This window comes from Enterobacter sp. BNK-8, from assembly GCF_048685095.1.
Classification (GTDB): Bacteria; Pseudomonadota; Gammaproteobacteria; order Enterobacterales; family Enterobacteriaceae; genus Enterobacter; species Enterobacter quasiroggenkampii.
In genome coordinates, this window is sequence record NZ_JBLQTN010000001.1 from 3,953,052 (window position 1) to 3,979,116 (window position 26,065).

Sequence of the window (26,065 nt, forward strand, 5' to 3'; positions counted from 1 at the left end):
CCCTCTCAAACTCGACTACTCTTCGCTGAACAAATCGCCGCCGTGCATGTCGATCATTTCCAGCGCCTTGCCACCACCACGGGCGACGCAAGTCAGTGGATCTTCTGCAACTACGACAGGAATACCTGTCTCTTCCATTAACAGGCGGTCGAGGTTACGCAGCAGCGCACCACCACCGGTCAGAACCATACCGCGCTCGGAGATATCGGACGCCAGCTCTGGTGGGCACTGTTCCAGCGCGACCATTACCGCGCTCACGATACCCGTCAGTGGTTCCTGCAGTGCTTCCAGAATTTCGTTGGAGTTCAGGGTGAAACCGCGTGGCACACCTTCAGCCAGGTTACGGCCACGCACTTCGATCTCACGCACTTCATCGCCCGGATACGCAGAGCCGATTTCGTGTTTGATACGCTCTGCGGTGGCTTCACCGATCAGAGAGCCGTAGTTACGGCGTACATAATTAATGATGGCTTCGTCGAAGCGGTCACCACCGATACGTACGGAAGAGGAGTACACCACGCCGTTCAGAGAGATAACGGCCACTTCAGTGGTACCACCACCGATATCCACCACCATGGAACCGGTCGCTTCAGACACAGGCAGACCTGCACCGATTGCCGCCGCCATTGGCTCTTCAATCAGGAACACTTCACGCGCACCAGCACCCTGGGCAGATTCACGAATTGCGCGACGCTCTACCTGGGTTGCGCCAACCGGCACACACACCAGAACACGCGGGCTTGGACGCATGAAGCTGTTGCTGTGAACCTGCTTGATGAAGTGCTGAAGCATTTTTTCAGTCACGAAGAAGTCGGCGATAACGCCGTCTTTCATTGGGCGAATAGCGGCGATGTTGCCAGGGGTACGACCCAGCATCTGCTTCGCGTCATGACCCACAGCGGCCACGCTTTTCGGCGAGCCTGCACGATCCTGACGAATGGCCACAACGGAAGGCTCATTCAATACGATGCCTTGTCCTTTTACATAAATAAGGGTATTCGCAGTACCCAGGTCAATGGACAGGTCATTGGAAAACATGCCACGAAATTTTTTCAACATACTAAGGGATAATCCTGAAAGCTGGGGCGGAAAACAAAATCCGCTTACTTTACCAACCACACGCAGCAGCGACAAGGCGCAAAAATCATCTGCAACGGTGAAAATTTGTGCAGTACGTTTCCTGATGTTACAAAATCATCCCCTGACTCCCTCAGGGCTGAGTAAACAGTAGCGTTCCCCACTGACGTTTGTAACCCGTTAAGGTCGTTCACTGGCTTTTTGCTCGACATACTCAAAGCTACAGGCGCGATATTCTACGTGAAAACAGCGTAAACGGCAGGTCAAACAGAGTATCTTTGCAAATATTTTTTCACGTTGGTGTCAAGCGGTTGAGAGGCAGCAAAAAAATCCCCCTGACCACCCATGACACCGCGCTCTGTTAACATCTGCCATTCCCCTCTGGAGCGCACGCCCGTAGCAAATACTTGTGTTCGCGTTCCCTTGCATGCTTCTACCAGACTCTGTACCAGCAGCTGGTTTTCCGTACGCTTCTCAATATTCCTTACCAGCCCTGGATGTAGCTTTAATAACTCCACATCCAGCGCCTTAATCCAGTCGGTACTGACCAGCGTTAAACCTGCCTGCGTCACCGCGACACGCGCACCGAGCGCATTGATCAAACGTACCACCGGACGTAACCGGCTGATGTGTTGACCTACATCGGCCTCAGCAAGTTCAAAAATAATGTGTTTGCGTTGCGATTTTTCGCATTGCATTAATGTATCACGTAGCCAGCGCTGAAAACGTGGGCGTATTAACGACTCTACGGTGACCTGCAGCGCCAGGCTCTCTTCCGGCCAGAAAGATAAAAACGGAATTAACCGGGTAATTTGCTGGCGGTCATACTCCTCGGACAGACCAAATTGCAGGACCATTGGCAGATATTCCGCCGAGATAACCTCTTCCGAACCGTCAAAAATACGACACATCAGTTCACGGTGATGAACGTTGCCGTTTTTCATGACCGCGGGTTTTTGATAAATACGCGGTCCGCCGCGGCTCAGCATTTGCTCAATCAGCGTTCGCCAGCGCACGTTGCCGCGCCCTTTTTCCGGCAGGGAGTCATCATACACCGCCCATCCGTTCGCGCCCTGCAACACGGCGTTGCGGGTGGCCGCTTCCGCATGTTCCATCACCTGTTCTGTCGATTGCCCGCCACGCCAGGCGCAGATCCCCATGTGGACCATATCGTCCCTGTCGAGCATTTTGCTCTGCGGCAGCGCATCCACCGCCTTCAGCAGCTGGCTGGCGATGCTTTCCGACTCTTTCAGCGTTCGGTGCGGCAGCAACACGGCAAAGTCGCTGCGGTGATAGCGGGCCAGCAGCGCACCGGGGTAGCGCATAATAAAGGTGGAGAGCAGGTTGATCAGCGTAAAGAGATTTTCTTCCGCGGCCCGCTGTCCCCAGGTATCGCGCAGGAGATCAAAGTCAGGCAGGCGAATCATCATCACCACCCCGTGCGTCCCCACTTTTTCCGAATCGTCGAGCAGCGTGGCGAGTTGATTATCAAAGAAGAGGCGGTTGTTCAGGCCAGTTTTATTATCCTGGGCGGCATAGGAGCGGATCAGCGAATCCATACGGCTGCGCTGGTCGCTGGCAAACTGGATTTCCGAGAGCAGCGTATCCAGCGCACTGCTGGCGCGTGACGGCCATTCGTGAACGGAACCACGCACCTGCGGGCCGCGCTCACCGTTAAGGATCCGCACGGAGCGCATCTCCAGCAGCTCCTGTCCGGAGAGCTGGCGGCGCAGCCAGCGGACCGCGAGAAAGATCAGCAGGACGATAAACGCCACCGCCACGGTGAGCGGCGCGGTGGTCATCATCGAACGGAAATAGCTGGCCATCGGATCGAGGTAGACCATGTGGATGGTCATCCCCGGATTTTTCAGGGAATGCACCGTCACTTCCCGGTACTGGCTCACCACGCCCGCAGGCCGATAACCTCCCGGCCGTTCATGGCTTAACACACGATGCTTTCCCTGCTGAATGTCGATTTGAACAATATCAACAGGTACCATCAACTCATCGAGTTCACGGGTGAGCGCCGGTAGCGGCGTCGTCAGTAGACGCGTATCAATCACCGACGCGACGGACTGCACCCGGTTGACCAGTTTGTCCTGAATGGCGTTGTAAAAGCTCAAAGAGCAGCCCAGAAGGGTGACAAAAATGGTAAGCCCCGTCAGCAAGGTGATAAAAGCTGAGAACTTCGTCGTTAATCGCATCCTTGAGATTACTCCGTGGGTTGATGGGGTAGCGAGTAAGCGCTAACTTGCATTTCGAATGCGGCATACTACCAAATCGGGTGTATCTGGCAATTTATTGCGTTAAATCGGCACTGCGTTTCCCTGAGCGAGTATAGTCTTCAGAAATTATTTTCCAATCATATGAGTCGAGAGGACCCCGTATGCAGGCTTTGATCTTAGAACAGCAGGACGGCAAAACACTTGCCTCAGTGCAGGCGGTAGAAGAGAGTCGCCTGCCGGAAGGCGAAGTAACCGTCGACATCGACTGGTCCAGTTTAAATTATAAAGATGCGCTGGCGATTACCGGTAAGGGTAAAATCATCCGAAATTTCCCTATGGTGCCAGGTATTGATTTTGCGGGCCGGGTTCATACCAGCGAGGATCCGCGCTTCCACCCGGGCCAGCAGGTGCTGCTCACCGGCTGGGGCGTAGGTGAAAATCACTGGGGCGGGCTGGCCACGCAGGCGCGCGTGAAGGGCGACTGGCTGGTGCCGATGCCGAAAGGCATGGATGGCCGCAAAGCGATGATCGTCGGCACGGCAGGCTTTACCGCGATGCTGTGCGTGATGGCGCTGGAAGAGGCGGGCATCCGCCCTGAATCGGGCGAAATTGTCGTCACCGGTGCCAGCGGGGGCGTGGGGAGCACGGCAGTGACGCTACTGCATAAACTGGGCTATCAGGTCGCGGCGGTTTCCGGTCGTGAAAGCACCCACGATTACCTGCGCCAGCTCGGTGCAAACCGCATTCTCAGCCGTGACGAATTCGCTGAAACCCGTCCGCTGGAAAAACAGGTCTGGGCAGGCGCGGTAGATACCGTCGGTGATAAGGTGCTGGCAAAAGTCCTGGCGCAGATGAACTACGGCGGCTGCGTGGCTGCCTGCGGACTGGCGGGCGGATTTGCCCTGCCCACCACCGTGATGCCATTTATTTTGCGTAACGTCCGCCTGCAGGGTGTGGATTCCGTGATGACCCCAGCGGCTCGCCGTACGCAGGCATGGGAACGTCTGGTACGCGATCTGCCGGAATCCTTCTACACCCGTAGCGCCACGGAGATTACGCTCAGCCAGGCACCGGACTATGCCAGTAAGATCATGGATAACCAGTTCCACGGTCGCGCACTGGTGAAAATCGCCTAATCTTCAAATTTTCGTGACATATTCGCGCGAATCCCTCTCCTCCGTCATGCTTAGGAAAACGCATGACGGAGGATGCCATGAAAAACCGAAAACTGACGGAAGCCGACGTAACGTCTGAGTCTGTCTTTATGTTACAGCGCCGCCAGATCCTGAAAATGCTTGGCATCAGCGCCACCGCGCTCTCGCTCTCGCCGGCAGCACACGCCGACCTGCTCGACTGGTTTAAAGGCAACGATCGGCCGAAGGCCCCTTCCGGCGCCCCGCTCACCTTTACGAAACCCGCCCAATGGCAGAACAAACTCGCGCTTACGCCAGAAGATAAAGTCACCGGCTACAACAACTTCTACGAATTTGGTCTCGACAAGGCCGATCCTGCCGCCAACGCCGGTAGCCTCAAAACCGATCCGTGGACGCTGAAGATTGAGGGCGAAGTGGCGAAACCTCTGACGCTGGATCATCACGATCTGACCACCCGTTTCCCGCTCGAAGAGCGTATCTACCGTATGCGCTGTGTGGAAGCCTGGTCGATGGTGGTGCCCTGGATTGGCTTCCCGCTGCATAAATTACTGGCGATGGTTGAGCCCACCAGCAACGCAAAATATGTCGCCTTCCAGACGCGCTATGCGCCGGACGAGATGCCTGGACAAAAAGACCGGTTTATTGGCGGCGGGCTTGAGTATCCGTATGTGGAAGGGTTACGCCTCGATGAGGCGATGCACCCGCTTACCCTGCTGACCGTCGGCGTGTACGGCAAGGCGCTTCCGCCGCAGAACGGTGCCCCCATTCGTTTAACCGTACCGTGGAAATACGGTTTCAAAGGAATTAAGTCCATCGTCAGCATTAAGCTCACCCGCGAGCGCCCGCCAACCACCTGGAATCTGGCGGCCCCGGACGAATACGGTTTCTTCGCCAACGTTAACCCGCATGTGGATCACCCGCGCTGGTCGCAGGCGACCGAGCGGTTTATCGGTTCCGGCGGCGCGCTGGACGTGAAGCGTCAGCCCACGCTGCTGTTTAACGGTTATGCGGATGAAGTGGCCTCGCTGTACCGTGGCCTCAATTTACGGGAGAACTTCTGAGTGCGTTTAACGGCAAAACAGATTACCTGGCTGAAAGTGCTTCTGCATCTGGCCGGGCTGCTTCCTTTTATATGGCTGTTCTGGGCCGCCAGCCAGGGGCTCTTTAGCGCCGATCCGGCCAAGGATATCCAGCATTTTACCGGTCGGATGGCTCTGAAATTTTTGCTGGCCACCTTGCTCGTCTCGCCGCTGGCGCGCTACGCTAAACAGCCACTATTGATACGCACCCGTCGACTGTTAGGGCTATGGTGTTTTGCCTGGGCGACGCTGCATCTCACCAGCTATGCCCTGCTGGAGTTGGGAATTAACAATCTGGCACTGCTTGGCCGCGAACTGGTGACACGCCCTTATCTGACGCTGGGTATTGTGAGCTGGGTGATTTTACTGGCGTTAGCGCTGACCTCCACGCAATATGCACAGCGAAAACTGGGCAGGCGCTGGCAGCTGCTGCACAACTTCGTCTATCTTGTCGCGATCCTCGCCCCTATTCATTACCTGTGGTCGGTGAAGATCCTCTCCCCGCAGCCGGTCCTGTACGCACTGGCCGCCGTGGCGCTTTTAGCATGGCGTTACAAGAAGTTCCGCCAGTGGTTGCGATAGTGCGCGAAACTGTGCGTTTTCCCGCATATTCCCCGTCAACCGCAAATCTTTTTCGGATAGCGGTTGATAATCTTCCCTGATAAGACCAGTATTTAGCTGCTAAATGCTACGAAATCGTTATAATGTGCGACCTTGGTTCGCCTGACAGCGGTTTTAAGCCTCTGAAAAGGTGACATTTGCGTTTCGAAGGTATATTTTGTTTTTTACCCGAAAATCGCAGGAGATAGCGGCATAATGACTGATAAGTTCCATATCTTAGTTTTGAACGGACCGAACCTGAACATGCTCGGAACCCGTGAGCCAGAGAAGTACGGCACGCTGACATTGAGTGAAATTGTTAACCGTCTGGGAACGGAAGCAGCGTCACTGAATGTGGATTTGGATCATTTTCAGTCGAATGCGGAGTACGCAATCATCGACCGTATTCATCAGGCTAAAGACAATGTGGACTATATCCTGATCAATCCGGCCGCGTTTACGCACACCAGTGTTGCTATCCGCGACGCACTGCTCGCGGTGAGTATCCCGTTTATCGAGATCCACCTGAGTAACGTGCACGCCCGAGAGCCGTTCCGCCACCATTCGTATCTGTCAGATATCGCTGCTGGCGTTATCTGCGGACTGGGCGCAGACGGCTATTCATACGCTTTACAGACAGCGGTAAAACGCTTGTCACAATCACACTAAACAAGAGTACGGAACCCACTCATGGATATTCGTAAGATTAAAAAACTGATCGAGCTGGTTGAAGAATCAGGCATCTCCGAACTGGAAATTTCTGAAGGCGAAGAGTCTGTACGCATCAGCCGTGCAGCCCCAGCCGCTAGCTTCCCGGTAATGCAGCAGGCTTATGCTGCGCCAGTGCAGCAGCCTGCGCTCTCCGCAGCCGTTGCACCAGCAGCAACTGAAGCCGCACCTGCCGCTGCAGCAGAAATCAGTGGTCACATCGTACGTTCCCCAATGGTTGGTACTTTCTACCGCACCCCGAGCCCGGACGCGAAGGCGTTCATCGAAGTGGGTCAGAAAGTCAACGTAGGCGATACCCTGTGCATCGTTGAAGCGATGAAAATGATGAACCAGATCGAAGCAGACAAATCAGGTACTGTGAAAGCGATTCTGGTCGAAAGTGGTCAGCCGGTTGAATTTGACGAGCCGCTGGTCGTCATCGAGTAACGAGGCGAACATGCTGGATAAAATTGTTATCGCCAACCGCGGCGAGATTGCTCTGCGTATTCTTCGTGCCTGTAAAGAACTGGGCATCAAGACCGTCGCGGTGCACTCAAGCGCGGATCGCGATTTAAAACACGTATTGCTGGCGGATGAGACGGTCTGTATTGGCCCGGCTCCGTCCGTAAAAAGCTATCTGAACATCCCGGCTATCATCAGCGCCGCTGAAATCACCGGCGCGGTGGCAATTCATCCGGGTTACGGCTTCCTCTCTGAGAACGCCAACTTTGCTGAGCAGGTTGAACGCTCTGGCTTCATCTTCATCGGTCCGAAAGCCGACACCATCCGCCTGATGGGCGACAAAGTGTCTGCAATCACCGCGATGAAAAAAGCCGGTGTGCCAACCGTACCAGGCTCTGACGGCCCTCTGACCGACGACATGGATGCTAACCGTGCTCATGCTAAACGCATTGGCTACCCGGTTATCATCAAGGCGTCTGGCGGCGGCGGCGGTCGCGGTATGCGCGTTGTGCGTAGCGATGCCGACCTGGCGCAGTCCATCTCCATGACCAAAGCTGAAGCGAAAGCCGCTTTCAGCAATGACATGGTATACATGGAAAAATACCTGGAAAACCCACGCCACATCGAAATTCAGGTGCTGGCTGACGGTCAGGGTAACGCGATCTATCTGGCAGAACGTGACTGCTCCATGCAGCGTCGTCACCAGAAAGTGGTCGAAGAAGCGCCAGCACCGGGTATTACCCCGGAACTGCGTCGCTACATCGGCGAGCGTTGCGCCAAAGCGTGTGTCGATATCGGCTATCGCGGGGCGGGTACCTTTGAGTTCCTGTTCGAAAACGGCGAGTTCTATTTCATCGAAATGAACACCCGTATTCAGGTTGAACACCCGGTTACCGAAATGATCACCGGCGTTGACCTGATCAAAGAACAGCTGCGTATCGCTGCAGGCCAGCCGCTCTCCATCAAGCAGGAAGAAGTTGTGGTGAAAGGCCATGCGATCGAGTGTCGTATCAACGCCGAAGACCCGAACACCTTCCTGCCAAGCCCGGGTAAAATCACGCGTTTCCACGCGCCGGGTGGTTTTGGTGTGCGCTGGGAGTCTCATATCTACGCCGGTTACACCGTACCGCCGTACTATGACTCAATGATCGGCAAGCTCATCTGCTACGGCGAAAACCGTGACGTGGCGATTGCCCGCATGAAGAACGCCCTGCAGGAGCTGATCATCGACGGTATCAAAACCAACGTTGATCTGCAGATGCGTATCATGAGCGACGAGCACTTCCAGAATGGTGGAACCAACATCCACTATCTCGAGAAGAAACTCGGTCTTAACGAGAAGTAAGACTGCGCGCGCACGAAAAGGCCGGATTATCCGGCCTTTTTTATTTCTGGGGCCTGGAAAGCCTCATCATGTACAATCCCCGCTTTCTTCATCCACAAGGGACAAAAAATGGACAAACGTTTTGTTCAGGCCCATAAAGAAGCGCGCTGGGCGCTGTGGCTGACCCTTCTCTATCTCGCCGCATGGTTAGTAACTGCTTACTTACCAAATTCAGCCTCCGGTATCACCGGCCTGCCGCACTGGTTTGAAATGGCGTGTCTGCTGGTACCGTTGATTTTCATTTTGCTCAGCTGGCTGATGGTGCGCTTTATCTTCCGCGATTTCCCGCTGGAGGATCGTGATGCAAACTGAAATCATCACCGTACTGGTTGTCTATTTGATCGTGGTTTTTGGCCTCTCTTTCTATGCCATGCGCAAACGCAGTACCGGATCGTTCCTGAGCGAATATTTCCTCGGCAGCCGTTCGATGGGCGGGTTTGTGCTGGCGATGACGTTGACCGCCACGTACGTGAGCGCCAGTTCGTTCATTGGCGGGCCGGGCGCGGCGTATAAATACGGGCTGGGCTGGGTACTGCTGGCCATGATCCAGGTGCCCACGATCTGGCTGTCACTGGGTATTCTGGGCAAAAAATTTGCCATACTCGCTCGCCGCTATAACGCCATTACGCTAAACGATATGCTGCAGGCGCGTTATCAGAGCCGCGCGGTGGTCTGGATTGCCAGTATCAGCCTCATTGTCGCCTTCGTCGGCGCCATTGCTGTTCAGTTTATTGGCGGCGCGCGCCTGCTGGAAACGGCTGCGGGTATTAAGTACGAGACCGGGCTGCTCATCTTCGGGATCACGATTGCGCTGTACACCGCGTTTGGCGGCTTCCGCGCCAGCGTGCTGAACGATACCATGCAGGGCATGGTGATGCTGATAGGCACCCTTGTGCTGCTGGTCGGCGTCATCTACGCGGCCGGTGGATTACACAATGCGGTGCAAACGCTGGAGCAGATCGATCCTAAACTGGTCAGCCCTCATGGTGCTGATGATATCCTGACGCCCGCGTTTATGACCTCCTTCTGGGTGCTGGTCTGCTTCGGGGTTATCGGTCTGCCGCATACCGCCGTGCGCTGTATCTCCTATAAAGACAGCAAAGCCGTTCATCGGGGAATTGTGATTGGTACCGTCGTTGTCGCGCTGCTGATGCTGGGTATGCATCTGGCGGGCGCGCTGGGACGGGCCGTATTACCTCACCTGACCGTGCCGGATCAGGTGATCCCTACGCTGATGGTGCAGGTTCTTCCCCCGTGGGCCGCAGGTTTGTTCCTTGCCGCACCAATGGCGGCCATCATGTCTAACGTTAACGCGCACCTGCTGCAGGCTTCCGCCACTATCATCAAAGATCTGTGGCTCAGCGCGCGTCCGGCTAAAATGCATAATGAGCAAAAGCTGAAACGCATCTCGACCTGGACCACGCTGGTGCTCGGCATTCTGATGATGTTAGCCGCATGGCGCCCGCCGGAGATGATCATCTGGCTGAACCTGCTGGCGTTTGGTGGGCTTGAAGCGGTATTCCTGTGGCCGCTGGTGTTAGGGCTCTACTGGGAGCGTGCAAACGCGGCGGGCGCGCTGAGCGGCATGATTGTCGGCGGTGTGCTGTACGCCGTCCTCGCAACGTTTAAGATTCAGTACCTGGGCTTCCATCCGATTGTGCCTTCGTTACTGCTAAGTTTACTGGCGTTTGTGGTGGGGAACCGTTTTGGTCAGCCCGTCCCACAGCCCGCTATGATTTCTACTGATAAATAAAGAGTTTTGCCATGCCGTGGATCCAACTAAAACTGAACACAACCGGCGCTAACGCCGAGGAACTGAGCGATGCGCTGATGGAGGCCGGCTCGGTCTCTATCACCTTCCAGGACACGCATGACACGCCGGTCTTTGAGCCTCTGCCGGGCGAAACACGCCTGTGGGGCGATACCGACGTTATCGGCCTGTTTGATGCTGAAACCGACATGAAAGAGGTCGTCGCGATTCTGGAAAACCACCCTCTGCTGGGCGCTGGGTTTGCGCACAAAATCGAACAGCTGGAAGACAAAGACTGGGAACGCGAGTGGATGGATAATTTCCACCCGATGCAGTTCGGCAAACGCCTGTGGATCTGCCCGAGCTGGCGCGAGGTTCCTGATGAAAACGCGGTTAACGTCATGCTCGATCCGGGTCTGGCGTTTGGTACCGGCACCCATCCCACGACGTCCCTGTGCCTGCAGTGGCTGGATGGTCTCGATCTGGACGGTAAGACGGTGATCGACTTCGGCTGTGGATCCGGGATCCTCGCGATTGCCGCCCTGAAACTGGGTGCGGCTAAAGCCATCGGGATCGATATCGATCCGCAGGCCATTCAGGCCAGCCGCGACAACGCCGAGCGTAACGGCGTTTCCGATCGTCTGGAGCTGTATCTGCCGGATGCGCAGCCAGAAGCCATGAAAGCCGACGTGGTGGTCGCAAACATTCTGGCAGGCCCACTGCGTGAGCTGGCCCCGTTAATCAGCGTGCTGCCCGTTGAGGGCGGTCTGCTGGGGCTTTCGGGTATCCTGGCAAGCCAGGCGGACAGCGTGTGCGACGCCTACGCCGATCTTTTCACTCTCGACCCGGTGGTGGAGAAAGAAGAGTGGTGTCGTATTACCGGTCGTAAAAAATAAGCATTTGGCGTGGTCATCTGACCACGCCTTTCTCCCACTGATAATCCTCTCTCCCTCTGCCATTCTTCGGTAAAATAACCACACAAATCATGTTGATTTGTATTATAAAAATTCACCGGAAGAATATGATGAAACACATTACAGGCAAGGCAGCGCTGCTGGCGCTGAGCATGGTTTCGGCTTCAGCATTTGCGTCACACTGGAGCTACGAAGGGGAAGGTTCACCGGAACACTGGGGCGAACTGGACGAGGCTTACAAGACCTGTCAAAGCGGAATGAACCAGTCTCCAATTAATATTGATTCAACCGCTAACGCCCATCTCTCCCCGCTTAAAACGCACTACATTGATGGCCCAGTGGGGCTGACAAACAATGGCCATACCATCCAGGCCAGCGAAAAGGCAGATACCCGCAACACGATCACCCTGGACAAGCAAACCTGGACGCTACAGCAGTTCCACTTCCATGCGCCGAGCGAAAACACCGTGCACGGCAAAAAGTACGCGATGGAGATGCATCTGGTTCATAAAAATAGCGCGGGTGAGCTGGCCGTGGTGGCCGTCATGTTTGATAAAGGTGCTGCGAATCCGGAGCTGGAAAAGCTGTGGAGCGTGATGCCGCAGCAGGCTGAACAGAACGTAGCCCTTGAGAAGGATCTCAATCTGAACAAACTGCTGCCAAAGGTGAAAACCTACTGGCGCTTTAGTGGCTCGTTGACCACGCCACCGTGTTCTGAAGGGGTCACCTGGATCGTGCTCAAACAGCCGTTAACCGTCTCAGCAGAACAGCTTGAGAAATTTACTCATACCATGCATCACGATAATAACCGTCCGGTACAGTCTCTGCATGGGCGTGTTGTGGTCGAATAACGCCCATCCAGAGGCTTGAGATCATGTTCTAAAATGCGACGCAGATCGCAAAGAAGAGGGAAAATCTGCTGCTAAAAACAGCAGATTATCCCGCTGAGGTAAGCCGTTTATTCAGAAATGATGAGAAGTTACGGGAAATTGTAAGCGCCCATAAAATAGCCATTCCCACATAACATAATGATTTAAATAGTGAATAATTCTTAACGGAAAGATTGAGCGGCGATTCCTTGATCTACAACAGTGGATTGTTCAAAGTTTGGCCTTTCATCTCGTGCAAAAAATGCGTAATATACGCCGCCTTGCAGTCACAGTATGGTCATTTCTTAACTCATGCGCATCGGACACCACCAGCTTAGAAATCGCCTGATCGCAGCCCCTATGGCAGGTATTACCGACCGGCCGTTCAGGACGCTGTGCTATGAGATGGGAGCCGGTTTAACCGTATCCGAGATGATGTCGTCTAACCCGCAGGTTTGGGAAAGCGATAAATCCCGCCTTCGGATGGTGCACATTGATGAACCGGGTATTCGCACCGTGCAAATTGCCGGAAGCGTGCCTGAAGAGATGGCAGATGCCGCGCGTATCAACGTGGAAAGTGGTGCCCAGATTATTGATATCAATATGGGGTGCCCGGCCAAAAAAGTGAATCGCAAGCTTGCAGGTTCAGCCCTTCTGCAATACCCCGACCAGGTGAAAGCTATCCTGACGGCGGTTGTCAGCGCAGTGGACGTTCCTGTTACGTTAAAGATTCGCACGGGTTGGTCGCCGGAACACCGTAACTGTGTAGAGATTGCCCAACTGGCCGAAGACTGTGGCATTCAGGCCCTGACCATTCATGGACGCACGCGCGCCTGTTTGTTCAACGGTGAAGCTGAATACGACAGCATTCGGGCAGTTAAGCAGAAAGTTTCCATTCCGATTATCGCGAATGGCGACATAACTGACCCGCTTAAAGCCAGAGCTGTGCTCGACTATACGGGAGCTGATGCTCTGATGATAGGACGTGCCGCTCAGGGAAGACCCTGGATCTTTCGGGAAATCCAGCATTATCTGGACACTGGAGAGCTGCTTGCTCCACTGCCTCTGGCAGAGATTAAGCGCTTGCTTTGTTCGCATGTTCGGGAACTGCATGACCACTACGGTCAGGCGAAAGGGTACCGAATTGCGCGTAAACACGTTTCCTGGTATCTCCAGGAGCACGCTCCAGATGACCAGTTTCGGCGCACATTCAACGCCATAGAGGATGCCAGCGAACAGCTGGAGGCGTTGGAGGCATACTTCGAAAATCTTGCGTAATGAAATAAAGAGCTGACAGAACTATGTTCGAACAACGCGTAAATTCTGACGTACTGACCGTTTCTACCGTTAACTCTCAGGACCAGGTAACTCAAAAGCCCCTGCGTGACTCGGTTAAACAGGCACTGAAGAACTATTTTGCTCAACTGAACGGTCAGGATGTTAATGACCTGTATGAGCTGGTACTGGCTGAAGTTGAACAGCCACTGTTGGACATGGTGATGCAATACACCCGCGGTAACCAAACCCGCGCTGCGCTGATGATGGGTATCAACCGTGGTACTCTGCGTAAGAAACTGAAAAAATACGGCATGAACTGATACTAATCAGTTAAATGCTTGTTTAAAAAGGCGCTCTTCGGCATGGGGAAGCGCCTTTTTTATTTCCTGCTTCAGTCCGTCAACGCTTTGTAAACCTTCGCTTATCCCGCTTTAAAACCGCCGCTTTTGGTGTATATTTCCCCCACTCTACTGGCGCTCTTCTCGCGGAATGACACAATGATTCGTAAATACTGGTGGCTGGTTGTCTTTGCAATCTCCGTTCTGATTTTCGATGCACTCCTGATGCAGTGGATTGAACTGATGAGCACCGAAACCGATAAGTGTCGCAATATGAACTCCGTGAATCCCCTGAAACTCGTGAACTGCTCAGAGCTCGACTAATCGCCTGATTGCGCAAATCTCCCCGTTATTACCCACTAAAAACGGGGATTTAAATCCCTTTGAGCCATTACCCGACGGTGATAATGTCTCGCCCTTCTCAACCGCTCTAGCGTAACCTCACACTCGAGTAGAACCGTCCATGCTGGTCAGCCAATACAACCATATCCTTGTTGTCCTCTCCTTTGTTGTCGCCATTCTTGCCGCATATACCGCACTGAATATGGCGGCACGTGTCGCCGGGAGTCAGGGCGTCGCTGCCCGCGTCTGGCTGGCTGGTGGCGGTATTGCAATGGGCATAGGCGTGTGGGCCATGCATTTTATCGGCATGCTGGCGATGGACCTCTCCATGAGCATGAGCTACAACGCCACCCTGACGGTGTTATCGATGGTCATCGCCGTGGGGTCGTCACTGTTTGCGCTCTGGCTCGTTAGCTGCGATCGGTTACGCTTGCGCCGTCTGCTGCCCGGTGCGCTGGTGATGGGAAGCGGTATTGTTGCCATGCATTACACCGGCATGGCTGCGCTGGAGGTGATGCCCGGGATTATCTGGGACAAGGTCTGGGTGGCCATTTCGGTCGCCATTGCGCTTGCCGCTTCACTCGCTGCATTATGGCTGACCTTCCGCCTGCGTCACGATGCCGCTCAGGTCGTGCTGATGCGCACGGGTGCCGCCATCACCATGGGCATTGCCATTGCCGGGATGCATTACGCCGGGATGAAAGCCGCACAGTTTCCGATGTCCACAATGGTTCACCATGAGGGTATCAACGGGAGCTGGCTGGCGGTGCTGGTTAGCGTCGTCGCGCTCTCTATTCTTGGGATTACCCTGCTGGTATCGATGCTGGATGCCCGCCTTCAGGCACGTACCGCCCTTCTGGCCTCGTCACTTGCAGAAGCTAACCGGGAACTCGCACAACTGGCCCTGCACGATACCCTGACGCGTCTGCCCAACCGTATCCTGCTGGAAGACCGACTCGATCAGGCCATCAGCAAAGCCGATCGTGAAGGGACCCATTTCGCCCTGATGTTCATGGATCTCGACGGTTTTAAAGCCATCAATGACGCTTACGGCCATGATGTTGGTGACAAGCTGCTGATTGCCGTTACGGAGCGTCTGCTGCATCTCCTGAAGGGCCAGTTCACCCTGGCTCGTATCGGCGGTGATGAGTTTGTTCTGCTGGCTGAGGGAGAAGGCCCGGACGATGCGGCATCGCTGGCGAATTCGCTGGTGCGCGCGATCGATAGCCCGTTCAACCTCGACCACTATGAACTGGTGGTGACCCTCAGCATTGGGATCGCGCTGTATCCTCACGACGGTAAAACCGAACGTGAGCTCATGTTTAACGCCGACGCGGCGATGTACCATACCAAGCACATGGGCCGGAACGGTTACCACTTTTTCCAGCCCTCGATGAATACACTGGCGCAGACCCATCTTCAGTTGATGAACGATCTGTGGATGGCGATCGATCGCAATGAGCTACGCCTGCTGTACCAGCCAAAATTTCACGCTCCCGCCGGTCCAATCCTTGGATTTGAGGCGTTATTGCGCTGGCAGCATCCTAAGCAGGGGTTACTGACCCCGGACCTTTTCCTGCCGCTGGCGGAGAAAACGGGGCTGATTATCCCTATCGGCAACTGGGTAATTAATGAAGCCTGTCGCCAGCTGCGTGAATGGCATCTTCAGGGACATCAAAACTGGTCAATGGCGGTAAACCTGTCGACGCTGCAGTTTGAACAGCCTTCGCTGGCCAACACGGTTCTCAACTGCCTGGCACTTCATCATGTGCCACCAGAAATGTTGATCCTGGAAGTGACGGAAACCACGGCAATGAGCAACCCGGATGAAAGTGTACGGGTGCTGACAGAGCTGACGGAAGCGGGCGTAAAGGCCTCCATTGATGATTTTGGTACAGGATATTCGAGCCTGCTGTACCTCAAGCGCTTACCGGCCTGTGAACTGAAAATCGACAGGGCGTTCGTGAAAGAGCTAAGCGGGGAAAGCGAGGATGCCACCATTGTCTCAGCGATTGTGGCCCTCGCCAAAACACTCAACCTGAAAGTCGTGGCGGAAGGTGTGGAAACCGAAGCACAGCAAGCTTTTTTAACCGAGCTGGGTTGCAACACCCTTCAGGGTTATCTGTTAGGTAAACCCGTCAGCGCGCAAACCATTGAGGCACTTTGCGCGCGAGGGGAAATGTTACCTGGCGCTGAGCTGTAAGCATCATCATGAGGCGATACGCGAATGACAGGCAGTGTCGCCAGAATGCTATCGACCAGGGCGGGAGCCTGCTGAAAAAGATTGAAACTGTCGTTATTCATTAACCAGTTTTTAATGATTCCGCTAAAAAAACCGTGGAATACGATCAGGGTCAGATCAACATTTACCTTTGGCGAAATGATGTTACGTGAAATACAGGCCTCCAGCGTGGCACGCAGCGTGTCATAATTGAATCCAATCCGTTTTCTTATCTCACTCTCAGAAATCATATCACTGCTAAATTCACATTTGTGATACAGAATTTGTAAAAGGGCACATTGTCGGGGCTCACGCGCAATATACTGCAGCGCAGTAATAAATTGCTCACGAAGTATTAACAATGGATCATCACCTTCGGAAAGGGAAAGCCGGTCGCGAATAATGTCGCGAAGCGGTAATTGCTGCTCCCAGATGGCATTAAATATTTCGGCTTTACTGGTGAAGTGCCAGTAAATGGCACCGCGCGTAACCTTTGCGGCATCCGCGATGTCCGTCAGCGTCGTGTTGGCTACGCCACGCGTCGCAAACTGCCCGATAGCCGCCTCAATCAGCTGCTGCCGGGTTTGTTGAGCTTCTTCTTTCTTTTTACGCGCCATAGACAACTACTCGCCACTCACAAGATTTATACGTAACACAGGGGTCAGGAGAAAGAAAGTATTCACCAAATTTCGTTTTAATTTTGCACAAAAAAAGTCAATCTTCTTAATTTATAGCTTAGCTAAATACATATTTAAGTTTAAATTCACAGCATGAATAATTAAATCACGTTAAGCGCTATTTAACTGATTAGCTTGCCGGAAGATGACGGAGAAATAAACCGAGCCTGATTCTGATTTTTCCGCTCAGACCTTGTCATTCGCACTTATAAATTAAAAAACATTAAATACCCTCATTATTATACGCAGCTACATTTTATTTTTTATCCCGCTGCCCCTGCTACCGATTCACGCCAAACATCGGTTTCCGGGTATTTAAAGGACCAGTAATGACGAATCATTTCAGACGCTTACCTTTAGCCGGTTTCATTGTCTGCGCTGTACTGCTCTCAGGATGCGATGGCCAGGAAAACCAACCGCAACATCCGCAGGCTCCCCAGGTCAGCGTGCATATTGTGAAAAGCGCACCGCTGGCTGTCACCACTGAACTCCCGGGCAGAACTGATGCGTTCCGCGTAGCAGAGGTTCGTCCGCAGGTTAGCGGTATTATCCTGCGCCGCAACTTCACGGAAGGCAGCGATGTAAAAGTCGGGGATTCGCTTTATCAGATTGATCCTGCAACCTATCAGGCGGCTTACGATAACGCGAAAGGCGAGCTGGCGAAGGCCCAGGCGGCGGCCAATATTGCACACCTTACGGTGAAACGTTATCTCCCGCTGGTCGGCACACAGTATGTCAGCAAGCAAGAGTATGACCAGGCCGTCGCCACGGCCCAGCAGGCAGATGCCAGCGTCGTCGCCGCCAAAGCGGGCGTTGAAAGTGCACGCATCAATCTTGCCTATACCAAAGTGACGTCTCCCGTCGATGGCCGCATCGGCAAATCCAGCGTGACGGAAGGCGCGCTCGTGACGAACGGACAAACCGCGGCGCTGGCAACGGTCCAGCAGCTTGATCCGATTTACGTCGATGTGACCCAGTCCAGTAATGATTTTATGCGTCTGAAGCAGACGAGCCTGCAAAAAGGCGATACCGCCAGCAGCGTTGAGCTACTGATGGAGAACGGGCAGCCCTATCCGCTGAAAGGCAGATTGCAGTTCTCCGACGTCACGGTGGATGAAAGTACCGGCTCGATTACCCTGCGCGCCATTTTCCCGAATCCTCAACATCTGCTGTTACCCGGTATGTTCGTTCGCGCCCGCATTGATGAAGGTACGCAGCCGGATGCGATTCTGGTTCCCCAGCAAGGCGTGACCCGCACACCGCGAGGCGATGCCACCGTGATGGTGGTGAACGATAAAAATCAGGTTGAGTCTCGCACCGTCGTTGCGCCACAGGCGATTGGCGATCGCTGGCTGGTAACGGAAGGGCTGAAAAACGGTGACCGCGTGATTGTCAGCGGACTACAGAAGGTTAGACCGGGCGTAACCGTCGTCGCTATGCCTGATACCACCACCGCTCCGGCCAGTTAAGGGACGACGACATGGCTAATTTCTTTATTCAGAGACCGGTTTTCGCCTGGGTACTTGCCATCATTTTGATGATTGCAGGCGGACTGGCCATTCTCAAACTTCCCGTCGCTCAGTATCCGACCATTGCACCTCCCGCCGTGGCGATATCCGCGACCTACCCGGGAGCAGATGCCCAGACGGTACAGGATACCGTGACCCAGGTTATCGAACAGAACATGAACGGTATCGATAACCTGATGTATATGTCCTCCACCAGCGATTCAGCGGGTAACGTCACGATCACCCTGACCTTCGAGTCCGGAACCGATCCGGACATCGCCCAGGTGCAGGTTCAGAACAAGCTGCAGCTCGCCATGCCGCTGCTGCCTCAAGAGGTGCAGCAGCAGGGGATTGGCGTTGAGAAGTCCAGCAGCAGCTTCCTGCTGGTTGCCGGTTTTGTATCAGACAACAAAAACCTGACGCAGGATGACATCTCCGACTATGTCGCCTCGAACGTCAAAGATGCCATCAGCCGAACGTCTGGCGTCGGTGACGTGCAGCTGTTTGGCGCCCAGTATGCGATGCGTATCTGGCTCGACAGCAATGCGATGAACAAATACCAGCTGACGCCGCTGGATATCATCAACCAGTTGAAAACGCAGAACGACCAGATAGCGGCAGGCCAGTTGGGCGGGACGCCGTCCATCCCGGGACAACAGCTGAATGCCTCGATCATCGCGCAAACCCGCCTGAAATCACCGGAAGAGTTCGGTCGCGTGACGCTCAAGGTGAACCAGGACGGCTCGATGGTGCATCTGAAGGATGTGGCTCGCATTGAGCTGGGTGGCGAAAACTACAACATGGTGACAAAAATCAACGGGCAGGCGGCAACCGGCCTGGGGATTAAGCTGGCAACCGGGGCCAATGCGCTGGATACGGCAGCAGCCATCAAGAGCAAGCTGGCACAACTGCAGCCGTTCTTCCCGCAGGGGCTCAAAGTCGTCTACCCCTATGACACCACGCCGTTTGTGAAAATCTCTATCCACGAAGTGGTGAAGACCCTGTTTGAGGCGATCGTTCTCGTCTTCCTGGTCATGTACCTGTTCCTGCAAAACCTGCGGGCAACGCTCATCCCGACGATCGCGGTTCCGGTCGTTCTGCTGGGTACCTTCGCGGTTCTGGCGGCGTTCGGTTTCTCCATCAATACCCTGACAATGTTCGGCATGGTGCTGGCGATAGGCCTGCTGGTTGATGACGCTATTGTCGTCGTCGAGAACGTTGAACGCGTCATGGTCGAGGACAAGCTGCCGCCGAAAGAGGCCACGCAGAAGTCGATGGGGCAGATTCAGGGTGCGCTGGTGGGGATCGCCATGGTGCTCTCGGCGGTCTTTATCCCGATGGCCTTTTTTGGCGGCTCGACGGGGGCGATCTATCGCCAATTCTCGCTGACTATCGTTTCCGCGATGGCATTGTCCGTACTGGTTGCGCTAATCCTGACGCCTGCACTCTGTGCAACGTTGCTTAAGCCCGTATCCGCCGATCATCATGAGAAAAAAGGGGGCTTCTTCGGCTGGTTTAATGCGCTTTTTGATAAGAGCGTGGAGCACTACAGTAATAGCGTGAGCGGTATTTTGCGCAAAACCGGGCGCTATCTGGTGGTGTACGTCATTATTGTTGGTGGGATGGCGGTGCTCTTCCTGCGCTTACCCACCTCCTTCCTCCCCGAAGAGGATCAGGGGGTGTTTATGACGATGGTTCAGCTGCCTGCGGGGGCAACCCAGACGCGTACTCAGCAGGTCCTCGACCAGGTTCAGGACTACTACCTGAATAAAGAGAAGGCGAATGTTGAATCCGTCTTTACCGTAAACGGGTTTAGCTTTAGCGGCCAGGGCCAGAACTCCGGCATTGCCTTCATCAGCCTGAAGCCTTGGGAGGAGCGTCCTGGGGCACAAAATGGGGTCGAGGCGATTGTGGGCCGCGCGACAAAAGCCTTCAGCCAGATTAAAGACGGCCTTGTTTTCCCGTTTAACCTGCCTGCCATTATTGAGTTAGGTACCGCAACGGGCTTCGACTTTGAACTGATCGATCAGGCTAACCTCGGACATACCCAGCTGACGCAGGCGCGTAATCAACTGCTCGGCATGGTGAAAGAGCACCCCGACCTGCTGGTACGCGTGCGTCCTAACGGTCTGGAGGATACGCCACAGTTCAAGCTGGACGTCGACCAGGAGAAAGCCCAGGCGCTGGGCATCAGTCTTTCTGACGTCAACCAGACGATTTCGACAGCCTTAGGCGGCACCTATGTGAATGACTTTATCGATCATGGGCGCGTGAAAAAGGTCTACGTCCAGGCTGATGCAAAATTCCGTATGTTGCCAGGGGATATTAACAACCTTTACGTGCGCAGTGCGAACGGGGAAATGGTGCCGTTCTCAGCCTTTAGCAACGCTCACTGGGTTTACGGTTCACCTCGTCTGGAGCGCTATAACGGAATGCCCTCTATGGAGATCCTCGGTGAATCAGCCCCGGGTAAAAGTACCGGCGAAGCCATGGCTATGATGGAAAGCCTCGCGGCAAAACTGCCTTCCGGCATCGGTTATGACTGGACGGGAATGTCTTACCAGGAGCGACTTTCGGGTAACCAGGCGCCTGCACTGTACGCCATCTCACTGATCGTGGTGTTCCTGTGTCTGGCCGCGCTGTATGAAAGCTGGTCCATTCCGTTCTCCGTCATGCTGGTTGTGCCGTTGGGGGTCATCGGGGCGCTTCTCGCAGCATCGCTGCGCGGGTTAAACAATGACGTCTATTTCCAGGTCGGCCTGCTGACCACGATTGGTCTGTCAGCGAAAAACGCCATTTTGATCGTCGAATTTGCTAAGGACCTGATGGAGAAAGAGGGTAAAGGCATCATTGAGGCCACGCTGGAGGCGTCAAGGATGCGCCTTCGACCGATCCTGATGACGTCTCTGGCCTTTATATTGGGCGTCATGCCGCTGGTGATCAGCTCCGGGGCCGGGAGCGGTGCGCAAAACGCCGTCGGTACGGGCGTGATGGGGGGAATGCTTTCCGCAACGCTGCTGGCGATTTTCTTCGTACCCGTTTTCTTTGTGGTGGTCCGTCGACGCTTTACCCACCATAAAGATTAACATTTCCCTAAAAAGGCACCTCGCGTGCCTTTTTTATTTTTAACATAAACAATGAATTAGGCATTAAGCAAAACTAATGTTAAAAATACGATGATTTGCATTAAGTAAAAATACTCTCTTGCAGCTTCATAATGTCTCCATTAATTCGTCCTGAAACCGACTTTTCTCCACGATTTTTACAAACTACATAATTTGAGATTATTCCTCGTGTAACGCGGACTTACCCCGGTGGTAAAATAACCTCCAGTTCGTTAATTGCCCTCCTGGCTTTATAGCGGATGAGAAATAATATTGAGGTAACATCATGAAAAGATTCATTTCCGTTGCACTACTCGCTGCGCTGCTTGCTGGTTGCGCGCACGACTCTCCATGTGTACCGGTTTACGACGACCAGGGCCGACTGGTTCATACCAATACCTGTATGAAAGGCACCACCCAGGATAACTGGGAAACTGCAGGTGCTATCGCCGGCGGTGCTGCCGCAGTGGCAGGTTTGACGCTGGGTATTGTTGCCCTGACGAAGTAACAGCTGTTAAGAAAGCGCGGCTGTGGCCGCGCTTTTGCTTTTAATCAGTGCACTATTTTCAAATAAGTAAAAAAATAGCCCCGTATTTATTCGCGCTGTTCATTTCATCCTGAAACCAGTCACATCTTTTTCGTATACTCATTTAAATTACCGGTTCTATTGTGATGATTTTCACACATTAATATTATTGACTACCCTGCCAATATTCACGCTGGAAACTATCTTGTCTTTTTCCTGACGCGACTCAAAACTTTTGCTCCAATTTGTGGCACAGGTTGTAATTTCGCACCGTTTCAGGGCGCTCGTTTTATTTAAGCCTGTCTACACTCAGCATTAAGCGTTCACTCATCTCTTATTTTGTCGAACGCAAAACTGGCATTACGTTTGCTTTATAAACGTTGGCCAACGCCACAGACAGGTAAAGCGTTTAAAAACGCCTCTATAACGATAAATTTCGCCACACAGGATGCATTATGAAAAAGACGATGATAGCCAGCCTGGCCGCTGCAGGCATGATGTTTGCCGTAGCCGGTCAAGCCCATGCGGGAACGACACTGGATGCCGTTAAAAAGAAAGGTTTTGTTCAATGCGGTATCAGTGACGGTTTGCCTGGCTTCTCTTATGCCGATGCGAACGGCAAATTTACCGGTATCGATGTGGACGTCTGCCGTGGCGTTGCTGCCGCCGTTTTTGGTGATGACAGCAAAGTAAAATATACCCCGCTGACGGCGAAAGAACGCTTTACGGCGCTGCAGTCCGGTGAGGTTGACATGCTCTCCCGTAATACCACCTGGACTTCCTCCCGCGACGCAGGGATGGGGATGTCATTCACGGGCGTGACCTATTATGACGGTATCGGCTTCCTGACCCACAATAAAGCGGGCCTGAAAAGCGCCAAAGAGCTGGATGGCGCCACCGTTTGTATTCAGGCGGGCACCGATACCGAGCTGAACGTCGCCGATTATTTCAAAGCAAATAACATGAAATACACGCCAGTGACATTCGACCGCTCGGATGAGTCGGCCAAAGCGCTGGAATCCGGCCGTTGCGACACGCTGGCCTCTGACCAGTCACAGCTGTATGCCTTACGCATTAAGCTGAGCAATCCTGCAGAATGGATTGTTCTGCCTGAAGTGATCTCCAAAGAACCTCTCGGACCAGTGGTACGTCGTGGCGATGAAGACTGGTTCTCCATTGTTCGCTGGACGCTGTTTGCCATGCTGAACGCAGAAGAGATGGGTATCAACTCGAAAAACGTGGATGAGAAAGCGGCTAAACCATCCAACCCGGATATGGCACACCTGCTGGGTACAGAAGGTGATTTCGGCAAGGATCTGAAGCTGGATAACAAGTGGGCCTACAACATCATCAAACAGGTGGGCAACTACTCTGAGATCTTTGAACGCAACGTGGGATCGGAAAGCCCGCTGAAGATCAAACGCGGCCAGAACAATCTCTGGAACAACGGCGGTATTCAGTACGCACCACCAGTACGTTAAGTCATAGCTGTAACGGGCACTGCTCTGGCAGTGCCCACTCCAGAGTCATGGTTACTGAGGTTTCTTTATGTCCCATCGCCGCTCAGCCGTAAAAGGATCGCTATCCTTTTCTCATCCCGCGGTCCGCGCCTGGCTATTCCAGATTATTGCTATTGTTGCGGTTGTTCTCATCGCCGTGTATCTCATCCATAACACCATCACCAACCTGAATAATCGCGGCATTACCTCCGGTTTCGCGTTTTTAGATCGCAGCGCGGGGTTTGGCATTGTTCAGCATCTTATTGATTACCAGGAAGGTGACACGTATGGACGCGTGTTCGTGGTCGGTTTACTGAATACGCTGCTGGTATCGGCGCTTTGTATCGTCTTCGCGTCGATACTGGGCTTCTTTATTGGTCTGGCACGTCTTTCAGAAAACTGGCTCCTGCGGAAACTGTCGACTGTTTATATTGAAACGTTCCGCAATATCCCCCCGCTCCTGCAGATCTTCTTCTGGTATTTTGCCGTATTGCGTAACCTACCCGGCCCCCGTCAGGCCGTCGACGCGTTTGAGCTTTTCTTCCTGAGCAACCGTGGGCTATCCATTCCTTCTCCTCTGCCGGGCGAAGGGCTGTACGCTTTTATCGGCGCGATTGCGATCGCGCTTGCTCTCACTGTTGGGGTATTCCGTTTTAACCGCACGCATCAGATCAAAACCGGCCAGCTTCGCAGAACCTGGCCGACGGCTGTCGTCCTGTTCGTTAGCCTGCCGCTGGTGGCTCACTGGCTGTTTGGGGCCGCACTGCACTGGGACATTCCCCATCTGCGGGGCTTCAACTTTCAGGGCGGGATGGTATTAATTCCCGAACTGGCAGCTCTGACATTGGCGCTGTCGATTTATACGTCCGCGTTTATTGCCGAGATTATCCGTGCCGGGATCCAGGCCGTACCTTACGGACAGCACGAGGCGGCACGCTCACTGGGATTACCGCATACGGTAACGCTTCGCCAGGTCATCATCCCGCAGGCTTTACGGGTCATCATTCCCCCTCTGACCAGCCAGTATCTTAACATTGTCAAAAACTCGTCGCTGGCCGCCGCTATTGGTTATCCCGATATGGTGTCACTCTTCGCCGGAACCGTGCTTAACCAGACCGGACAAGCCATTGAAACCATCGCCATCACCATGTCTGTCTATCTCATCATCAGCCTGGTAATTTCACTGCTGATGAACCTCTATAACCGTCGTATAGCACTGGTCGAGCGCTAAGGATTTATGATGACAAAAGCGATACTGTCGCACTCCTCGCGCCCTGCCAACTCGACAGGTGGACGTTTCATTCTCTGGGCGCGCAAGAATCTGTTCTCCAGCTGGAGTAACAGCCTGCTGACGATTGTCTGCCTGTGGCTCATGTGGGAGTTGATTCCTCCCCTGCTGAACTGGGCGTTTTTACAGGCCAACTGGGTCGGTTCAACCCGGGCAGACTGTACAAAAGCGGGTGCCTGCTGGGTGTTTATCCATGAACGCTTCGGTCAGTTCATGTATGGGTTGTATCCGCATGAACAGCGCTGGCGGATTAATCTGGCGCTGGTTATCGGCCTGCTCTCTGTCGCAGTCATGTTCTGGAAAAAGCTGCCTCACCGTGGACGCTATATTGCCGTCTGGGCGGTGGTTTATCCGATTATTGTCTGGGTGCTGCTCTATGGCGGTTTTCTGGGGCTGGAACGCGTTGAAACACGCCAGTGGGGCGGGCTGACGCTGACGTTGATTATCGCATCAGTGGGGATAGCCGGTGCTCTGCCGTGGGGGATTTTACTTGCCCTGGGGCGACGTTCAAAAATGCCGATCGTCCGCGTGCTCTCCGTTATCTTCATTGAGTTCTGGCGCGGCGTACCGCTTATCACCGTCCTGTTTATGTCGTCGGTCATGCTGCCGCTGTTTATGGCTGAAGGGACAACGATCGACAAACTGATCCGTGCCCTGGTCGGGGTAATTCTCTTCCAGTCCGCCTATGTTGCAGAAGTTGTGCGCGGTGGTCTGCAGGCGTTGCCTAAAGGCCAGTACGAAGCGGCAGAATCACTGGCGCTCGGCTACTGGAAAACGCAGGGGCTGGTCATTCTTCCCCAGGCACTCAAGCTGGTCATCCCGGGTCTGGTCAACACGATCATTGCCCTCTTCAAGGATACCAGCCTGGTGATCATCATCGGATTGTTCGATCTCTTTAGCAGCGTGCAGCAGGCAACCGTTGACCCTGTCTGGCTGGGCATGTCCACCGAAGGATATGTCTTTGCTGCCCTGATCTACTGGATCTTTTGTTTTAGCATGTCGCGCTACAGCCAGCATCTGGAAAAGCGCTTTAACACCGGGCGTACACCGCACTGAGGAAAA

The 26,065-nt window shown here is 53.9% G+C and carries 23 protein-coding genes; 20 read left to right on the plus strand and 3 right to left on the minus strand.

Translation table 11 applies throughout. The features are described 5' to 3' along the window. Positions 1–15: 15 nt before the first annotated feature. Both mreB and csrD read right to left on the minus strand, forming a co-directional pair. Complete coding sequence (gene mreB / locus ACMGGU_RS19105; RefSeq protein WP_000913396.1) at positions 16–1,059, minus strand: rod shape-determining protein MreB; 1,044 nt, start codon at positions 1,057–1,059, stop codon at positions 16–18. 281 nt (positions 1,060–1,340) lie between these two features. Next, entirely contained in the window at positions 1,341–3,281 is a 1,941-nt protein-coding gene (gene csrD / locus ACMGGU_RS19110) for an RNase E specificity factor CsrD (RefSeq protein ID WP_045910136.1), read from the minus strand. A 182-nt stretch (positions 3,282–3,463) separates the two neighbouring features. Between csrD and ACMGGU_RS19115 the strand changes: the two genes are divergently transcribed. The 14 genes from ACMGGU_RS19115 (at position 3,464) to ACMGGU_RS19180 (ending at position 16,383) form a co-directional block, all read left to right on the plus strand. After that, a complete protein-coding gene (locus ACMGGU_RS19115; protein ID WP_048028798.1) occupies positions 3,464–4,438 on the plus strand; it encodes an MDR family oxidoreductase in 975 nt (324 codons plus the stop codon). Positions 4,439–4,515: 77 nt separating this feature from the next. Next, entirely contained in the window at positions 4,516–5,517 is a 1,002-nt protein-coding gene (gene msrP, locus ACMGGU_RS19120; protein ID WP_048028796.1) for a protein-methionine-sulfoxide reductase catalytic subunit MsrP, read from the plus strand. Next, a complete protein-coding gene (msrQ, locus tag ACMGGU_RS19125) occupies positions 5,518–6,117 on the plus strand; it encodes a protein-methionine-sulfoxide reductase heme-binding subunit MsrQ (protein WP_024906321.1) in 600 nt (199 codons plus the stop codon). Between the two features lie 234 nt (positions 6,118–6,351). Beyond that, the gene (aroQ, locus tag ACMGGU_RS19130) at positions 6,352–6,804 is read left to right on the plus strand and encodes a type II 3-dehydroquinate dehydratase (protein WP_024906320.1); all 453 of its coding nucleotides are present in this window, start codon (positions 6,352–6,354) and stop codon (positions 6,802–6,804) included. 21 nt (positions 6,805–6,825) lie between these two features. After that, complete coding sequence (gene accB / locus ACMGGU_RS19135; protein WP_013098992.1) at positions 6,826–7,290, plus strand: acetyl-CoA carboxylase biotin carboxyl carrier protein; 465 nt, start codon at positions 6,826–6,828, stop codon at positions 7,288–7,290. 10 nt (positions 7,291–7,300) lie between these two features. After that, a complete protein-coding gene (gene accC / locus ACMGGU_RS19140) occupies positions 7,301–8,650 on the plus strand; it encodes an acetyl-CoA carboxylase biotin carboxylase subunit (protein WP_024906319.1) in 1,350 nt (449 codons plus the stop codon). A gap of 108 nt (positions 8,651–8,758) precedes the next feature. Continuing rightward, the gene (locus ACMGGU_RS19145; protein ID WP_048028794.1) at positions 8,759–9,001 is read left to right on the plus strand and encodes a YhdT family protein; all 243 of its coding nucleotides are present in this window, start codon (positions 8,759–8,761) and stop codon (positions 8,999–9,001) included. After that, positions 8,991–10,442 (plus strand): sodium/pantothenate symporter, encoded by a 1,452-nt coding sequence (panF, locus tag ACMGGU_RS19150; RefSeq protein WP_032650448.1) that lies wholly within the window; start codon positions 8,991–8,993, stop codon positions 10,440–10,442. Before ACMGGU_RS19145 ends, panF begins: the two co-directional genes overlap by 11 nt. Positions 10,443–10,453: 11 nt before the next feature. Next, positions 10,454–11,335, plus strand: coding sequence for a 50S ribosomal protein L11 methyltransferase (gene prmA / locus ACMGGU_RS19155; RefSeq protein ID WP_045910140.1), 882 nt, complete (start codon positions 10,454–10,456; stop codon positions 11,333–11,335). Positions 11,336–11,463: 128 nt separating this feature from the next. Continuing rightward, positions 11,464–12,204, plus strand: coding sequence for a carbonic anhydrase (locus ACMGGU_RS19160; RefSeq protein WP_167213865.1), 741 nt, complete (start codon positions 11,464–11,466; stop codon positions 12,202–12,204). A gap of 330 nt (positions 12,205–12,534) precedes the next feature. Then, positions 12,535–13,500, plus strand: coding sequence for a tRNA dihydrouridine synthase DusB (gene dusB, locus ACMGGU_RS19165; protein ID WP_167213201.1), 966 nt, complete (start codon positions 12,535–12,537; stop codon positions 13,498–13,500). A gap of 23 nt (positions 13,501–13,523) precedes the next feature. Beyond that, positions 13,524–13,820: a DNA-binding transcriptional regulator Fis gene (gene fis, locus ACMGGU_RS19170; protein WP_000462905.1), complete on the plus strand. Its 297-nt coding sequence runs from the start codon at positions 13,524–13,526 to the stop codon at positions 13,818–13,820. A 177-nt stretch (positions 13,821–13,997) separates the two neighbouring features. After that, positions 13,998–14,162: a DUF2556 family protein gene (locus ACMGGU_RS19175; RefSeq protein WP_008502862.1), complete on the plus strand. Its 165-nt coding sequence runs from the start codon at positions 13,998–14,000 to the stop codon at positions 14,160–14,162. Positions 14,163–14,301: 139 nt separating this feature from the next. Beyond that, positions 14,302–16,383 carry a putative bifunctional diguanylate cyclase/phosphodiesterase gene (locus tag ACMGGU_RS19180; RefSeq protein ID WP_420300849.1) on the plus strand — a complete coding sequence of 694 codons (2,082 nt, stop codon included), beginning with the start codon at positions 14,302–14,304 and terminating at the stop codon, positions 16,381–16,383. On the opposite strand, the gene envR is transcribed toward ACMGGU_RS19180, so the two are convergent. Next, positions 16,299–17,018: an acrEF/envCD operon transcriptional regulator gene (gene envR / locus ACMGGU_RS19185; RefSeq protein ID WP_045910143.1), complete on the minus strand. Its 720-nt coding sequence runs from the start codon at positions 17,016–17,018 to the stop codon at positions 16,299–16,301. The two genes, ACMGGU_RS19180 and envR, sit on opposite strands and share 85 nt — an antisense overlap. Positions 17,019–17,407: 389 nt before the next feature. On the opposite strand from envR, the gene ACMGGU_RS19190 reads away from it, so the two are divergent. The 6 genes from ACMGGU_RS19190 to ACMGGU_RS19215 all read left to right on the plus strand — a co-directional run bounded on the left by ACMGGU_RS19190 (position 17,408) and on the right by ACMGGU_RS19215 (position 26,059). Further along, on the plus strand, positions 17,408–18,547 hold the full coding sequence (locus ACMGGU_RS19190) for an efflux RND transporter periplasmic adaptor subunit (protein ID WP_420300850.1): 1,140 nt from the start codon (positions 17,408–17,410) through the stop codon (positions 18,545–18,547). Positions 18,548–18,558: 11 nt separating this feature from the next. Next, positions 18,559–21,672: an efflux RND transporter permease subunit gene (locus ACMGGU_RS19195; RefSeq protein WP_420300851.1), complete on the plus strand. Its 3,114-nt coding sequence runs from the start codon at positions 18,559–18,561 to the stop codon at positions 21,670–21,672. Between the two features lie 304 nt (positions 21,673–21,976). Further along, positions 21,977–22,198 carry a lipoprotein gene (locus ACMGGU_RS19200; RefSeq protein WP_008502867.1) on the plus strand — a complete coding sequence of 74 codons (222 nt, stop codon included), beginning with the start codon at positions 21,977–21,979 and terminating at the stop codon, positions 22,196–22,198. Positions 22,199–22,671: 473 nt separating this feature from the next. Then, entirely contained in the window at positions 22,672–23,697 is a 1,026-nt protein-coding gene (locus tag ACMGGU_RS19205) for an amino acid ABC transporter substrate-binding protein (RefSeq protein ID WP_047071242.1), read from the plus strand. 67 nt (positions 23,698–23,764) lie between these two features. Continuing rightward, complete coding sequence (locus ACMGGU_RS19210) at positions 23,765–24,946, plus strand: amino acid ABC transporter permease (RefSeq protein WP_069719888.1); 1,182 nt, start codon at positions 23,765–23,767, stop codon at positions 24,944–24,946. Positions 24,947–24,955: 9 nt separating this feature from the next. Continuing rightward, complete coding sequence (locus ACMGGU_RS19215; protein WP_023309439.1) at positions 24,956–26,059, plus strand: amino acid ABC transporter permease; 1,104 nt, start codon at positions 24,956–24,958, stop codon at positions 26,057–26,059. Positions 26,060–26,065: the final 6 nt, after the last annotated feature.